This is a genomic window from Amycolatopsis sp. NPDC033938 (assembly GCF_055575975.1).
Map to the genome: position 1 here is coordinate 284,124 of NZ_JBVIRO010000001.1, position 14,066 is coordinate 298,189.

At 67.2% G+C, this 14,066-nt stretch carries 14 protein-coding genes; 3 read left to right on the top strand and 11 right to left on the bottom strand.

What is annotated here, in order from left to right:
* The first annotated feature begins 26 nt into the window (after nt 1-26).
* Complete coding sequence (locus ACZ5ZX_RS01470) at nt 27-662, top strand: hypothetical protein (protein WP_465500128.1); 636 nt, start codon at nt 27-29, stop codon at nt 660-662.
* Here the strand turns inward: ACZ5ZX_RS01470 and mctP are convergent.
* Nucleotides 659-2,302 carry a monocarboxylate uptake permease MctP gene (mctP, locus tag ACZ5ZX_RS01475; protein ID WP_465500129.1) on the bottom strand — a complete coding sequence of 548 codons (1,644 nt, stop codon included), beginning with the start codon at nt 2,300-2,302 and terminating at the stop codon, nt 659-661. The two genes, ACZ5ZX_RS01470 and mctP, sit on opposite strands and share 4 nt — an antisense overlap.
* A complete protein-coding gene (locus ACZ5ZX_RS01480) occupies nt 2,299-2,577 on the bottom strand; it encodes a DUF3311 domain-containing protein (RefSeq protein ID WP_465500130.1) in 279 nt (92 codons plus the stop codon). The genes mctP and ACZ5ZX_RS01480 overlap by 4 nt, the downstream gene beginning before the upstream one ends.
* A gap of 203 nt (nt 2,578-2,780) precedes the next feature.
* On the opposite strand from ACZ5ZX_RS01480, the gene ACZ5ZX_RS01485 reads away from it, so the two are divergent.
* Both ACZ5ZX_RS01485 and ACZ5ZX_RS01490 read left to right on the top strand, forming a co-directional pair.
* The gene (locus ACZ5ZX_RS01485) at nt 2,781-4,397 is read left to right on the top strand and encodes an alpha/beta hydrolase (RefSeq protein ID WP_465500131.1); all 1,617 of its coding nucleotides are present in this window, start codon (nt 2,781-2,783) and stop codon (nt 4,395-4,397) included.
* 214 nt (nt 4,398-4,611) lie between these two features.
* Nucleotides 4,612-4,884: a helix-turn-helix transcriptional regulator gene (locus ACZ5ZX_RS01490; protein WP_465500132.1), complete on the top strand. Its 273-nt coding sequence runs from the start codon at nt 4,612-4,614 to the stop codon at nt 4,882-4,884.
* Here the strand turns inward: ACZ5ZX_RS01490 and ACZ5ZX_RS01495 are convergent.
* The 9 genes from ACZ5ZX_RS01495 to grpE form a co-directional block, all read right to left on the bottom strand.
* Complete coding sequence (locus ACZ5ZX_RS01495) at nt 4,881-5,456, bottom strand: EndoU domain-containing protein (protein WP_465500133.1); 576 nt, start codon at nt 5,454-5,456, stop codon at nt 4,881-4,883. The genes ACZ5ZX_RS01490 and ACZ5ZX_RS01495 overlap by 4 nt on opposite strands.
* 76 nt (nt 5,457-5,532) lie before the next feature.
* Nucleotides 5,533-6,780, bottom strand: coding sequence for a DUF6297 family protein (locus ACZ5ZX_RS01500; RefSeq protein WP_465500134.1), 1,248 nt, complete (start codon nt 6,778-6,780; stop codon nt 5,533-5,535).
* Nucleotides 6,774-7,379, bottom strand: coding sequence for an ABC transporter ATP-binding protein (locus ACZ5ZX_RS01505; protein ID WP_465500135.1), 606 nt, complete (start codon nt 7,377-7,379; stop codon nt 6,774-6,776). The genes ACZ5ZX_RS01500 and ACZ5ZX_RS01505 overlap by 7 nt, the downstream gene beginning before the upstream one ends.
* Complete coding sequence (locus tag ACZ5ZX_RS01510; RefSeq protein ID WP_465500136.1) at nt 7,376-8,248, bottom strand: LLM class F420-dependent oxidoreductase; 873 nt, start codon at nt 8,246-8,248, stop codon at nt 7,376-7,378. Before ACZ5ZX_RS01510 ends, ACZ5ZX_RS01505 begins: the two co-directional genes overlap by 4 nt.
* 84 nt (nt 8,249-8,332) lie before the next feature.
* On the bottom strand, nt 8,333-10,156 hold the full coding sequence (locus ACZ5ZX_RS01515) for a phosphoenolpyruvate carboxykinase (GTP) (RefSeq protein ID WP_465500137.1): 1,824 nt from the start codon (nt 10,154-10,156) through the stop codon (nt 8,333-8,335).
* Between the two features lie 397 nt (nt 10,157-10,553).
* The gene (locus ACZ5ZX_RS01520; RefSeq protein WP_465500138.1) at nt 10,554-11,270 is read right to left on the bottom strand and encodes a DUF6802 family protein; all 717 of its coding nucleotides are present in this window, start codon (nt 11,268-11,270) and stop codon (nt 10,554-10,556) included.
* 109 nt (nt 11,271-11,379) lie between these two features.
* A complete protein-coding gene (locus ACZ5ZX_RS01525) occupies nt 11,380-11,700 on the bottom strand; it encodes a hypothetical protein (protein WP_465500139.1) in 321 nt (106 codons plus the stop codon).
* The gene (locus tag ACZ5ZX_RS01530) at nt 11,697-13,538 is read right to left on the bottom strand and encodes a dynamin family protein (protein WP_465500140.1); all 1,842 of its coding nucleotides are present in this window, start codon (nt 13,536-13,538) and stop codon (nt 11,697-11,699) included. The genes ACZ5ZX_RS01525 and ACZ5ZX_RS01530 overlap by 4 nt, the downstream gene beginning before the upstream one ends.
* A complete protein-coding gene (gene grpE / locus ACZ5ZX_RS01535; protein WP_465500141.1) occupies nt 13,535-14,038 on the bottom strand; it encodes a nucleotide exchange factor GrpE in 504 nt (167 codons plus the stop codon). Before grpE ends, ACZ5ZX_RS01530 begins: the two co-directional genes overlap by 4 nt.
* Nucleotides 14,039-14,066 lie beyond the last annotated feature (28 nt).

Below are 14,066 nucleotides of genomic sequence, written 5' to 3' on the forward strand. Positions count from 1 at the left end.
TCACGCGGAGAGGGTTATCTAGAGGGGTGAACTGGACGGTCTACCTCGACAGGTACTGCGAACGCCTGGCCCCCGGCCTCTGGGGCGAGCCGCTCAACAGCCTCAGCAATCTCGCGTTCCTGGTCGCGGCGATCGTCGTCTGGCGTCGGGCCAAAGACAGCCACGGCCGCGTCTTCGCCGTCCTCATCGGACTCGTGTTCCTCGGCAGCACGGCCTTCCACCTGTTCGCGAACCGCTGGTCCGCGGCCGCCGACACCGGTTTCATCCTGGTGTTCGTCCTGTACTACGCGGCGGTGTTCCCCCGCCTGTTCTACGGCGCCGGCCGCAGGCTTTCCTGGCTGGGTATCCCGGTCTTCCTGGCGTTCACCGCCGTCTTCGCCTCGGTGGGCGGCGGTCTGTACGTCTCGGCGCTGATCGGTCTCGTGGTCTTCGCGATCGTCCTCAAAGGAGCGGACCGGAGACGCTTCGCCATCACCGCGGCGGTCTTCGGGGTGTCGCTCTCGTTCCGGTCGGCCGACCACGCCGTCTGCGGGCACTTCCCGGCCGGGACGCATTTCGTCTGGCATCTGCTGAACGGTCTCGTGCTCTACCTGGCGGCGGACGCGGCCATGAGAAAGGCCGCGTCCCGGCAGGACGCGGCCCATTCCCAGAGCAGGAGCTAGTGGACGCCGATCTCGCGGAGATCCTTGTCGTGCTCGTCGGCGTGGTAGTCCTCGGGCTCGGTGTCGTCCGTACCGTTGAAGACCTTCATCTGCCGCGCGATCACCGTGAAGATCACCGCGATCAGCAGGTTCGCCACCAGCGCCACGAATCCGACGTAGATCTGCAGCTGTGAGCCGCTGAGCGGGTGCCAGCCGAAGATCGACAGCTTGTCCAGCGCCAGCGCCGACGTGCCGAAGTGCTTCTGACCGGTGGCCGGGTTGGGGATGTTGTAGAGCATGATCAGGCCCCAGCCGATCCCGACGACCCAGCCCGCGATCAGGCCCCAGCGGTGGAACCACCGCGTGTACAGCGAAAGCGCCACCGCCGGCAGCGTCTGCAGGATCAGCACCCCGCCGATGAGCTGCAGGTCGATCGCGTACTGCGGGTCGATGAACAGGATGAACGCCACCGCGCCGAACTTCACGATCAGCGAAGCGAGCTTCGCCTGCTTCGCCTCCTGGCCCGGCGTCGCGTTCTTCTTGATGTACTCCTTGTAGATGTTGCGGGTCCACAGGTTGGCCGCCGCGATCGACATGATCGCCGCGGGCACCAGCGCGCCGATGCCGATCGCGGCGAACGCGATCCCGGCGAACCACGACGAGAACTGCGAGTCGAACAGCACCGGGACGATCGTGTTCGTGTCCGGCCTGCCGGTGGCGTTGTTCTTGATCGGCGAGACCGACGCGCTGATCGCCACGTAACCGAGCAGTGCCAGCAGACCCAGGACCAGCGAGTACGCCGGGAGCGCGACCATGTTCCGCTTGATCACGCTGCGGCCGCGCGAGGCGAGCACGCTGGTGAGCGAGTGCGGGTACAGGAACAACGCGAGCGCCGAACCGAGGGCCAGCGTGGCGTACTGCAGCTGGTTGTTGGCGTTGAGGAGGATGCCGTCCGCCGGGGACTGCGACTTGTCGAATTTCGCGTCGGCCGCGTCGAAGATCGCCGACCAGCCGCCGAGCTTCGCGGGCAGGTAGATGATCGCCACGATGATCACCAGGTAGATCAGGATGTCCTTGACGAACGCGATCAGCGCGGGCGCGCGCAGGCCGGACTGGTAGGTGTAGACCGCCAGGATGATGAAGGCGATCAGCAGCGGCAGGTGCCCGACGATGCCGGAGCCGTTGATACCCATCGTCCGCAGCACCGCTTCGAGGCCGACGAGCTGCAGCGCGATGTACGGCATCGTCGCGATGATGCCGGTGATCGCGATCAGCAGCGCCAGCGTCGGCGAACCGAACCGGCCGCGGACGAAATCGGCGGGCGTGACGTAGCCGCGAACGCGGGAGACCGACCACATGCGCAGCGCCGGCATCAGCACGATCGGGTAGACGATGATCGTGTACGGCAGCGCGAACATGCCCATCGCACCGGCGCTGAACATCAGCGCGGGGACGGCCACGAAGGTGTACGCCGTGTAGAGGTCACCGCCGAGCAGGAACCAGGTGATCCACGAACCGAATTTGCGGCCGCCGAGCCCCCATTCATCGAGGTGGTCGAGGGTGTTGCCCGCCTTCCAGCGCGACGCGACGAAGCCGAGGACGGTGACCACCGCGAAGAGGATCGTGAAGATGATCAGCTCGGGCCACTGGATGTTCGTCACTTGAGGTCCCCCTCGTCGAGCTCGTCCACGGACAGCCGGTCAGGACGCTCACTGGTCGGCTTGTCCTTGGTCATCACGAAGACGATCCAGGTACACAGGACGCCCACGACCACGAACACGAATTGGAACCAGTAGAAGAACGGCATCCCGAACAGCCGAGGGCCGTCCGAATTGAACAACGACGTGATCAGCACCAGCAACGGGATGATCAGCAGGAGGTTCCAAGGGCTGAACTGAAAGCCCTTCACCTTCCCGTCTGCCTTACCTGACGCCATCGGACCTCACCTAACATTCCCGTAACCCCGGATGGTCCCGATGACCCTAGAACCTCTCCCCCACCTGGGTCACGCGTGCCCGATATCGATTTGATCAGCACCGTCGATCCGACGAAGGGCGGTTGCCGCCCGCATCCGGAGCGGATATCAATAGCCCGCAGTCGCGAACAGGAACTTCGCACGCAAGACCAAAGGGGCATCGGATGAAGAAACTCCGCTATGCGGTGGTGATCCCGGCTGTCGCCGGCACCATGCTGGCCGGGTTCACTCCTGCGTTCGCAGGACCGGAGGCGGCCACGCAGCAGCCTCTGAACTCCACCAACATTCCGGCGAAGTACGCGGGCCAGAAGCTGGACTGGCACAAGTGCACGGCCAATGAGCTGCCGTCCGCGCCGCCTCCGGGGGCCGAGAACATCGAGTGCGCGACCTACCGGTCGCCGCGAAACTGGTACAACCCGGGCGAGAACATCGACCTGACGATCGCCGTCAGCAGGCTGGCCGCGACCAGCGGCACCGCGACGGCCAGCGTCATCACGAACCCGGGTGGCCCCGGTGCTCCTGGCCGGAACTTCCCGGCGCGTCTGCGTAACCAGACGAAGCTGCGCGCGAACCAGGAGATCATCGGTCTCGACCCGCGCGGAACCGGCAAGAGCACCAACATCACCTGCGGCAACGCGATCGGCACCGGCTCCGACCTCGACCCGCGCGACCGCAGCCGGGCGAACCTCAACCTGATCCTGGACGCCACCAAGTACGCGGCGGACTCGTGCCAGGTGAAGTCCGGCGAGCTGGGCCCGCTCATCAACACCGCCCAGACCATCCGCGACATCGATCTGCTGCGTGTCCTGCTGGGCCGCGACAAGATCAACTGGGTCGGCTACTCGGCGGGCACCTGGATGGGCGCGCACTACGCGCAGCAGTTCCCCACCCGGACCGGCAAGTTCCTGCTCGACTCGTCGACCGAGTTCACCACCACCTGGCAGAACTCCTTCGACGGGCAGCCGCTCGGCTTCGAGCGCCGCTGGCGTCAGGACTTCCTGCCGTGGATGGGCAAGTACGACAAGGTCTACGGCTTCGGCAAGACCGGTGAAGCCGCGCGCCAGAGCTACGAGAAGGTCCGCTTCGCGCTGACGCAGAAGCCTGTCGAGGTGGACGGCGTCCCGGTTTCGGCCAACGCGCTCGACTCGACCATCGCGGGGTACCTCTACTCGAAGCGCAACTTCCCGGCGCTGGCCGAGTACCTGGTCAACCTGAAGACGCTGACCGAGGGCACCTCGACCCAGCAGCAGAAGAGCGCGGCCGCGCAGAAGGTCAAGGCGGAGACGGTGGACGGTGACGGCGTCATCGGCCCGCAGCCGCTGTTCGTCCCGAGCGACGGCGACTCCTACAACGCCAGCTTCTGGTCCATCCCCTGCAACGAGGGCCCCTGGTACGGCAACCGGAACAGCGTCATCCGGCAGTCGCAGAAGCTGATCGACAAGGACCTGCCGCTGCTCGGCGCGGGCTGGCTGATCCAGCCGTGCATCTTCTGGAAGAACAAGCCGGTCGACCTGCCGAGGCTCGCCGGCGTCGGTGTCCCGCCGGTGCTGATCGTCCAGTCGGTGCACGACCCGGCGACCCCGATCGAGGGCGCGACCCGTGCGCACCGCGCGTTCGCCAACTCGCGGATGATCACGGTGACCGGTGAGGGTGACCACGGCATCTACGCCGGCGGCAACGCGGGTGTGGACAAGGTCGTGGAGGACTTCCTCGTCGACGGCAAGGTGCCGAACGACCAGAGCCTCCCCGGACTCCCACTTCCGGTGCCCGCGGGCGCCTGAAGCCACTAGGGATTGTGGCCCCGTCGAGTTTCGGCTCGGCGGGGCCCTTTCTTTCGCCGGTCCACAGACCTGTGCACAGAGTTATCCACAGGCTGGGGGTAACTCGACCGGCTGCGCGTGAAGGACCCCTTCCCTCGGCTCAGCCGAGGAAAGGGGTCCTTCACGCGCTGCCCGAGACACCTGCATCGAGTCGGCCGGTATTACTATTGGGTCCATGGTGCGAGTGCCGTTGACGGACGAAGAACGCGAACGCGGCGAGCGGCTGGGGCTGGCGCTCCGGGACGCCCGCGCGTCGGCGTCGCGGAGCATGGTCGAGGTCGCCGCGGAGGCCGGGATCTCGGTGGAGACGCTCCGGAAGATCGAGACCGGCCGGATCCCGACGCCCGCCTTCTTCACGGTGACGGCGATCGCCGACGCCGTCGGAATGCCGTTGGACGTCCTCCGCGCGACTGTGGACGGAGCCTCTGAAGTCGCCGAAGCGAGTTAGGGGCGCAAGGTGGCCAGGGTGTGCGCCCGGTCGTTCAGGTAGAGAAAGCCGTCGATCGGCAGCTCGAAGCTGTTCAACAGGCTCTCCAGGGTGGCGAACTCGTCCACTCCGAGCCGCAGGTTCTCCTTCATCGCGTGCGCGACGAGGACGTCGGCCAGCTCTTCCCACTCACCCGACCAGTGCAAGGTCCGGTAGAACGCCAGGACGTCCGGCGCGACGCGGTCGGCGATCTGGTCGAGCAGGCTTTCGCCGAAGAAGCTGATGCGACCGGCGGCGAGGTCGGCGATGGTCGGGTTCGCCGGATCGGCCGCGGTATCGGGATTGCGGACCACGCCGGGGCCCGCGACCGGATATCCCGTCTTGACGTTCCCGTTGTCCTCGACCAGCACGATCAGGTGCACGCCGTACCGCTCGCCCGCACAACGCCAGCGGCCGTTGTGCTGTCTGCGTCGAGGTTCGCTGGGGTCGTTCGCGACGTCCTTGATCACCGCGATGATCTGCTCGTCGGTCCAGCCCGCGGGGAATTCGCTGGTCGCCCGCCGTCCCTTTCCCGGTGCGTGCCCGCCGCCCACTCGTGCTCCCTTCGTCGCCCCGAGGGTAACTCGCGTTCGGAGTATTCGAATGGTCCGAACGCGGGAACGGGTGACCTCAGGTGATCACGGAGAGCACTATCGAGCCGGCGATCAGCAGATCGGCGCCTCGCAGGGCCTGCAATCCGGCGGCCCCGCCGCTGACGTCGTAGTTCATCGGTGGCCGGGTCGCCGTCCGCAACGCGGCCGCGACGGCGAGCGGAACCGCGAGCCACACCGGCCAGGCAGGTGTCACCCCGAGCGTCAGCGTGACCAGGCCCAGCAGCCCTCCCCACCCGAAGCCGAGTACGGCGATCACCAGGCCGTTGACCAGCCGCAACTCCCAGTCGGACGCGCCGAGCCAGCGCCTGCGGCCGGGATTGCGCCACAGTTCGCCGAGTCCGCCGACGAACGGCACGAGCGCCGCGTACGCGCCGAGCGCGAACAGCGGCGCCACCGGGACGGCGGGGAACGCCAGATGCCCGACGCCGGTCAGGCAAGCGATCACCACGCCGGCCGCCGCGTAGCGCAGACGACCGAGCACTCCGGCCCACGCGAGCCGCAGTGTCGTCGGCCGCCTCAGCGACAGCCATGGCACCGGCCTCGATTCCGGGATCAGCAGCATGGGATCCATGAAGACCGCGGCCATCGCCCGCAGCAGCCGCGCGTTCCAGCCGTCGACGAGTTCCTGGCGCCCGACCCCGGACACCGGCTCGCCACCGAAGGCCACCGCGACCGCGACGACGAACAACCCACCGGCGAGCGTTTCGACCGCGATCGGGCCCAGTCCGGCGGCGGCCACCGCCAGCCCGGCCAGCGCGAGCACGACCGGGCCCGCCGTTTCCCCGCGGGTCGCCGTCCGCCGGGCGGTGACCCCGGCCAGGATCGCCCCGGAAGCGGTCAACGCCGACATCGCGATCCAGACGTCCTTCGACCCGCCGCCGATCGCGGTGACCAGCGCCCCGGTGTAGCCGACCACCACGACCAGGCCCAGCCACAACGTCCACATCCGCTTCAGGACGAGACGGCGCCTGTCGACGCCCGCGAAGTCCATCCACGTCAGCGCCGCCGGTTCGGCCCAGACGAAACCGCGGCGCAGCAGGCTTCGCCAGAAGATCGCGCACAGCACGACCAGGAGGCCGAACACCGCGGCGAAGTCCACAACGGACTGTCCAAAGAGGAAATGACGCAGCTTCGGCAGGTTCTGGAACGCGGTGAACAGCGCACCGAATCCGAACAGTGCCAGGAAGGTCTGGTAATCCCCGTTGAGCAGTCCGCCGAATCGCTGCCGCCCCGGAACCCGCGTGGGGGCCTTGGTGCTCACCACAACTCGAGGGTGGAATCGGCCGCTTCGAGCAGCGGGGGATGGTGCGTGGCCACGACCACCGCCGCCCCCGCGCCGGTCGAACGTGCGATCAGCGCGGTCAGCCATTCCTTCCCTGCGACGTCGAGCGCTCGCTCGGGCTCGTCGAGGAGCAGTACGTCGTGCGGCCGCGCCGTCGCGCCGAGGAGCAGCAGGCGGCGGCGCTGCCCGGCGGAGAACTTGCCCGCGGTCACCTTCGCCCGTTCGGAAAGGCCCGCGTCCGCCAGCAGCGCGCCGAAATCGCCGAGATCGGCTCCGAACGAGCCCTCCAGCAGTTCGAGATGCTGCAGCGGGGTCAATTCGGCGAAGAAATCCGAATCGTCGAACAGCACGGAAACCTTGCGCCGGAAGGAAAGATCGCGTTCGTCGGGTTTTCCGCCCGCGACGACGACCCGGCCCCGCTGCGGGGCCTGCGTTCCGTACAGGCATCGCAGCAGGGTCGATTTCCCGACCCCGTTCGGGCCGACGATCACCGCGCATTCGCCCGCCTCGACCTCGAAATCGAGGCCGTCGAACAACCAATGCTCCCCGGCCTGGACACCGAGCCCGCGTACGTCGATCATCGGCCGCGCAACAGCTCGATCACCGGCGCGAACGACTCCATATTGTGTTCCAGCACGGTGAAATAGGTGAAGCCGTACCGCTCGCGATGAGCCAGGAGCTGTTCGGCGATCTGTTCGTGAGTGCCGACGAGTGCCGTCGGCAGGACGGCGAGCTGGTCGACGGTCAGTTGACCCTTCACGCGTTCCCGCAAGTCCGCCAAACCCGCCTGTCGGTCTTCGACCACCGCGACGAAATGCGGGAGGAGATTCAATTCCACGTCGCGGCCGTTCAATTTCCCCCGGACGAACTCCACCCGTTCCGCGATTCCGTCCGCGTCGTCGGGGACGAGCCCACCGCCGTCGGGAACGGCTTTCGTCCCGGTGAAGCCGATGATGTCGGCGTGTTCGGCGGCGAGCGCGAGCAGCCTGTCGCCCCGGCCGGCGATCATCAGCGGCGGGCCCGGTTTCTGCACGGTTTCCGGTTTGTGGTCTTCATCCGCGTAAAGCCGTTTAAGCTCTTTGATGGTGTTTTCGAGGTGATCGACCCGCTTGCCCGCACTGGGGAACTCCATCCCCGCGGCTTCGAATTCGGACTTCACGTACCCGGCGCCGAGGCCGAGCTCCAGCCTGCCTTCGGTGAACTGGTCCGTGCCCGTGACGTCGCGGGCGAGCAGCACCGGGTTGTAGAAGGAAGTGTTGATGACGAAGGTGTTGAGCCGAGGACGGCTGGTCACCTCGGCGGCGAGCACCAGCGCGGGAAAGGGCGGTGCCATGCCCAGATGGTCGGCGGCACCGATGACGTCGAAACCGAGTTCCTCGGCCTTCCGGCATTTCCCGACCCAGGCCGCACGGCTTTCCGGGACGATCATGTTGACCCCGAATTTGAACATACGGCCACGTTACCCAAGAGCGAAAGAAGAAGGCCTCATCCTCAGGAATGACCATGAGGATGAGGCCTTCTCCGGCGTTCTGGATCAGCCGAGACGCTGCTTGAGCGCGTCCAGCTCGTCACGCAGCGAAGCCGGGACCTTGTCGCCGATCTTCTCGAACCACTCCTCGATCAGCGGCAGTTCCTGGCGCCACTCGTCGGCGGAGACGTCCAGCGCGGCCTGGATGTCGGCGAGCGGCTCCTTGAGGCCTTCGGTGTCGAGGTCCTCGGCGTTCGGCACGAAGCCGACCGGGGTCTCCTTCGCGTTGCCCTTGCCCTCGACGCGGTCGATGACCCACTTCAGGATCCGCGAGTTCTCGCCGAAGCCCGGCCACAGGAAGCGGCCGTCGTCGCCACGGCGGAACCAGTTGACGTAGAAGATCTTCGGCAGCTTGTTCGCGTCGGCGTTCTTGCCGAGGTCCAGCCAGTGCTTGAAGTAGTCACCGGCGTGGTAGCCGAGGAACGGCAGCATGGCCATCGGGTCGCGGCGCACGTTGCCGACCGCGCCGGCGGCGGCCGCGGTGGTCTCCGACGACATGGTGGCGCCCATGAACACGCCGTGCTGCCAGTCGCGGGCCTCGTTCACCAGCGGAACGGTGGTCTTGCGACGGCCACCGAACAGGATCGCCGAGATCGGCACACCCTTCGGGTCGTCCCACTCGGGCGCGAGGATCGGGCACTGCGACATCGGCGTGCAGTAGCGCGAGTTCGGGTGCGCGGCCTTCTCGTCCGACTCCGGCGTCCAGTCCTGCTTCTTCCAGGAGGTGGCGTGCGCGGGCTTCTCGCCCATGCCCTCCCACCAGACGTCGCCGTCATCGGTGAGCGCCACGTTCGTGTAGACCGTGTTGCCCTTTTCGATGGTGCGCATCGCGTTGGGGTTGGTGTGCCAGTCGGTGCCCGGCGCGACGCCGAAGAAGCCGAACTCGGGGTTCACCGCGTACAGGCGGCCGTCCTCACCGAACCGCATCCACGCGATGTCGTCACCGAGGGTTTCGGCGCGCCAGCCGGGGATGGTCGGCTGCAGCATGGCGAGGTTGGTCTTGCCGCAGGCGCTCGGGAACGCCGCCGCGACGTAGTGGACCTTGTCCTCCGGCGAGATCAGTTTGAGGATCAGCATGTGCTCGGCCAGCCAGCCCTCGTCGCGGGCGATGACCGAACCGATGCGCAGCGAGTAGCACTTCTTGCCGAGCAGCGAGTTGCCGCCGTAGCCGGAGCCGTAGCTCCAGATCTCCCGGCTCTCGGGGAAGTGCGAGATGTACTTGGTGGTGTTGCACGGCCAGGAGACGTCCTTCTGGCCGGGCTCCAACGGGGCGCCGACGGAGTGGAGCGCCGGGACGAACTCGCGCTCGGTGCCGTCCTCGGTGACGAACTTGTCCAGCGCGGCCTTGCCGGCGCGGGTCATCACGCGCATGGAAGCGACGACGTAGGCGAAGTCGGTGATCTCGATGCCGAGCTTGGGGTCGTCGGCGCCGAGGGGACCCATGCAGAAGGGGATCACGTACATCGTGCGACCGCGCATGCACCCGCGGTACAGCTCGGTCATCGTGGCCTTCATCTCGGCCGGGTCCATCCAGTTGTTGGTGGGACCGGCGTCTTCTTCGTTCTCCGAACAGATGAAGGTGCGCTCTTCGACACGGGCGACGTCATTCGGGTCGGAAGCGGCCCAGTACGAATTGGGCTTCGCGTCGAGCTGCACGAACGTGCCGGCGGCGACCAGTTCGGCGTTGATGCGCGCGGCCTCTTCGTCGGACCCGTCGACCCACACCACGCGGTCCGGAGTGGTCAGTTCGGCGACCTCCCGGACCCAGGACAGGACGCCGGAGTGCGTCGTCGGCGCTTTATCCAGTCCGGGGATGGCGACTGCGGTCATCTCTACTCCTGACTTCCGACGGCAGAAGCCCACACCGGGAACGACGCTGTTCCGATGCGGGCTTCGATGCCGGCGACCGAATGGCTTCGCACACCGGCGGGAAGGCCGGTGTGCAGGTTTTGGGATTCCCCGAGAGTAGCCGGATGACCGGCAGGTAACCGAGAGCTGACCTGTCGGTTCTCTCACAAGAACGATAAGGGAATCGATTCAGTATCACCGGAATGGGCCATACGCAAAAATTCTTCCGGTGATCGACAGCACAAGGGACGGGCGAAATCGGACACGAGAAAGCCCGGCACGAGATCTCGTGCCGGGCTGTTCTGTGACCAGGATTACACGAATTGGCCTAATCGAATGGACTAAACCACTCCACTATTGGTTCAGGCCATTTCCAGGTTTAGTTGGGACTGATCCACTGACCGGTGGCGGAATCGATCTTCGCCACTCCTTCGAGTGTTTCGGTGCCCGCGCCACCCCACGCCGCGTCGCCCGCCGGGTCGCCGACGGCGGCCGGAGTGCTCGCGAAAGCCGAGCCGATGTCCTCGTTGACCACGCCGCTGCTGGTCTCGGTCCACTGGCCGGGGCCGGTGTGCTCGTAGGTCTTGGAGTTGCCCGAAGCGTCCGTCTCGACCGCGATGTCGGCTTTGCCGTCACCGTCCTTGTCGGTGAACGCGATCGTGCGGCCGTCCTCGGTCTGGATGACGGCGGTGTCGGGAGTGCCGTCACCGTTGGTGTCGATCGTCGGCGGGCCGACCTCGACGTCGCCGTTGGGCATGTCGGCGTGCATGGTGCCGCTGGTGCCCGCGTCGCTGCCGCTGTCGTCGCTGCCGCCCGCTTCGACCCAGGCGCCGGAGGCCTCGTCGTAGACGGCTTCCTGGACGACCTTGCCGTTCTCGTCGAGCACCGCGTACTGGTCGGCGTCGCCGTCGCCATCGGTGTCGACGAATGCCTGGCCGGTGCCGTCGTCGTGCTGGATGACGGCGGCGTCGTTCACGCCGTCCTTGTCGAGGTCGTAGTTGAGCTCGGCCTGGTACTCCTCGCCGTCAACGTGGACCGTGACGGCCTCCGTGGAGCCCGCCTCGGTGTCCGTGCCGCCGCTCTCGTCGACCCACATGGGATAACCCCCTCGTTGACCTGCTGGTGTGTCGAAGCTTATGACTCACCGTAGGCCCGTTCGGTTCCGGTCCACAACAGCGCCACCCGGCCGGGCCGTCCGGAGCGGACTACTTCGACAGGTGGTCGGCCACCGGAGCGACCACGAAGACGAACAGCGCGATCACCGCCACGATGAAAACGACCAGCGCGACAATGCCGAGCAAGGTCCTGAGGATCAGCTTCTTGCGACTCTGTGGATCGCGGGCCATTTCGCTCAGCCGCTGCAGCTTCGCGGGCAGACCCTTCTGCGGCGGCAGCGGCGGGAACGGGCTTTGCGCCGGTCCCGGCGGCGGGAACTGCTGCCCGAACGGCTGCTGCGGCGGGTACGGCGGTTGCTGTCCCGGCGGCTGCGGCTGCTGTCCGTAAGGCTGCTGCGGCGGAAAGGTCACGCTTGATTGTCTCGCAGTGACCGAATGCGACCAAGGAGGGCCTCGGCGCGGTCGCGACCGTCGGAGACGTCCTTCAGGCGCTTCGCGACGACCGAGATCTTCTTCGCCCGTTCCTGCGCGCCCATCTTGATCGTCTTGTCGACTTCCTTCAGCTCCGCCTCGATCGCGTCGATGCGGCGGCCGAGTGCCTCGTCGAGCGCCATCGACAGCTGCTGCTCGGCCTCGATCAGCTGTTCCGCGACGAGCTGGTCCAACGTGGACCGCGCGTCGGCGATCGCCTCGACCAGCCACTGCTTCATATGCTGCTTGTCGGCCGCGTGCTTGCGGGTCCGCGCCATCCACCAGCCGGCACCGAGGCCGATGATGATCGTGGCGGGCAGGATCACCGGGTTCAGGATCGCGACGCCCGCCAACGGCAGCGCGGCGACCTTTCCGGCACCCAGACCGCCGGAGACGCCCATGAAGACGAGCAGTTTGTCCTCGGCCGTCGGCGGTTTCTTGTCCGGCGGGCGCAGCACGACCGGCGGGCCGCCCGCCCTGGCGAACTGACCTCGGATGATGTCGAGTTCCTCGGCCGAGAACAGCTCCGAAAGCGCGACGTTCGTGACCTGGTTGAGCCGCTGGGAGAGCAGCATCGAGATCCGCTGCGACGTCGTCTGCAGCGCGATGTCCACCTGCTGCGGCAGCGCGGCGAGGGCGTCGCGTTTCGCGCCGTCGATCTGCTGCCGGAAATGCGTCGACGCGTCGCGCATCTGCCTGCTGGTCTCGTGTCCGACCTCGACGCGGGTCCGCTGGATCTCCGCGCGCAGTTTCAGCTGCCAGCCACGCGTCGACGAACGACGTTCGGTGGTCAGGTCGTCGCGGCGCCGGCGCAGCTGTTCCGCCTCGGCCTCACCGGCGGACAGCGCACGGCTTTCCGCCTGCAGCTTCGCCTTGAGTTCGGCGAGCGCGCTCGACAACGCGCGCAGGGTGTTGGCCTCGCCCAACATCGCCGAACGACCGACCAGCATCTCCTGCAGCGCACCCTGGAGTGCCGCGATCCCGGCCTTCTCCCGCAGCATCATCGCCATCTGCTCGTTCGGCGCCTTGGCCGCCGTCTCGAACATACGCGCGGACACCGGGTGGAACACCGCGTCGGCGAACCGGGGAGCGTGTTCGGCGAGCAGCCGCCGGTCGGCTTCGAGTACTTCGCGCCAGCCGCGGAACTGGTCGGTCTTGGTCAGCGCGAACAACACGGTCTCGACACGCTCGCCCATGTCGTGCAGGAACTGCAGCTCCGGCGCGGTGAACGGGGAGGAGGCGTCCACGACGAACAGCAGCGCGGTGGCACCGGCCGCCGCCTCCTTCGCCAGCTCGCCGTGCAGCGAGTCGAGCCCGCCGACCCCGGGGGTGTCCACAATGGACACGCGTTCGAGCAGCGGTACCGGGCCGGAGACCTCGACGTAACGCGGCGGGATCTGCCCTTCCGGCAGTTCGTGCGCGGCCGAGACCCAGTGGATCAACTCGGTCAGGTTGATCGGTACCGGCGCCAGCTGCCCCGGATAACAGGCCTGCGCGGACCACTGCTCGGCATGTTCGAAGACGAGGTACGTCGCCGTGGCGACATCGGCGTCCACAGGGGACAGACCGGGCATGGACAGGAGCGCGTTCACGAGCGAGCTCTTGCCGCGGTTGGTCTCGCCGACCACCACGACCGACGGCTTCTTCGGCCGCGCCTTCCGGACGTCCTCGACCCATTTCGCGGCTTGAGGATCGGCTTCACGGACGACGGTGAGCAGCTGCTCGCGAGTGCTCTTCACGACCGCCGGAAGATTGGCCGCCGCGCTCGGAGCGGTCACTGGGCCTTCTTCGCGTAGACGATGACGATCGGCGCGCGCAGGACGCGGTCGTGATCGGCGAAGCCGACGACCTCGGTCTCCGCGACGAGCCCTTCGAGTGCCGGATCCTCCGTCGCGACCGCGCCACCGGCCTCGTGCACGGCGGGGTCGAACCGCTCGCCGTCCGGGCGCAGGGCACGGACGCCGATACCGGCGAGACCGTGTTCGAGCCGCTCGACGACGCCGCCGCTACGGGCGCGGTCGAGGGCGTACAGGCAGAGCTGGATCAGCGCCTGCCGGTCGGCGAGAGCCTGTTCGAGGTCGGCCGGACCCGTGGTCGTGGACTCCACATCGGTCTTCGACGCGGCTTCGACGGACTCGGTTCCCTCGACGGGCGAAGTCTCACCGTCGACTTCGGCGATGATCGCGGCGATGCTCACGGCCGAGATCTGGCCGGTCGGCACATCGTCCGGATTCTCCTCCTCGACCGCCTTCTTGCGCAGCCAGGCTCCCACCCGCATCGACCCCCGTTACTGGCGTTCTCGAGCT

What these genes read in the sequence shown, in the direction of transcription:
- ACZ5ZX_RS01480 (WP_465500130.1), bottom strand. Translation starts at nt 2,577, where the DNA reads ATGGCGTCAGGTAAGGCAGACGGGAAGGTGAAGGGCTTTCAGTTCAGC.
- ACZ5ZX_RS01485 (WP_465500131.1), top strand. Translation starts at nt 2,781, where the DNA reads ATGAAGAAACTCCGCTATGCGGTGGTGATCCCGGCTGTCGCCGGCACC.
- ACZ5ZX_RS01490 (WP_465500132.1), top strand. Translation starts at nt 4,612, where the DNA reads ATGGTGCGAGTGCCGTTGACGGACGAAGAACGCGAACGCGGCGAGCGG.
- ACZ5ZX_RS01505 (WP_465500135.1), bottom strand. Translation starts at nt 7,379, where the DNA reads ATGATCGACGTACGCGGGCTCGGTGTCCAGGCCGGGGAGCATTGGTTG.
- ACZ5ZX_RS01510 (WP_465500136.1), bottom strand. Translation starts at nt 8,248, where the DNA reads ATGTTCAAATTCGGGGTCAACATGATCGTCCCGGAAAGCCGTGCGGCC.
- ACZ5ZX_RS01515 (WP_465500137.1), bottom strand. Translation starts at nt 10,156, where the DNA reads ATGACCGCAGTCGCCATCCCCGGACTGGATAAAGCGCCGACGACGCAC.
- ACZ5ZX_RS01520 (WP_465500138.1), bottom strand. Translation starts at nt 11,270, where the DNA reads ATGTGGGTCGACGAGAGCGGCGGCACGGACACCGAGGCGGGCTCCACG.
- grpE (WP_465500141.1), bottom strand. Translation starts at nt 14,038, where the DNA reads ATGCGGGTGGGAGCCTGGCTGCGCAAGAAGGCGGTCGAGGAGGAGAAT.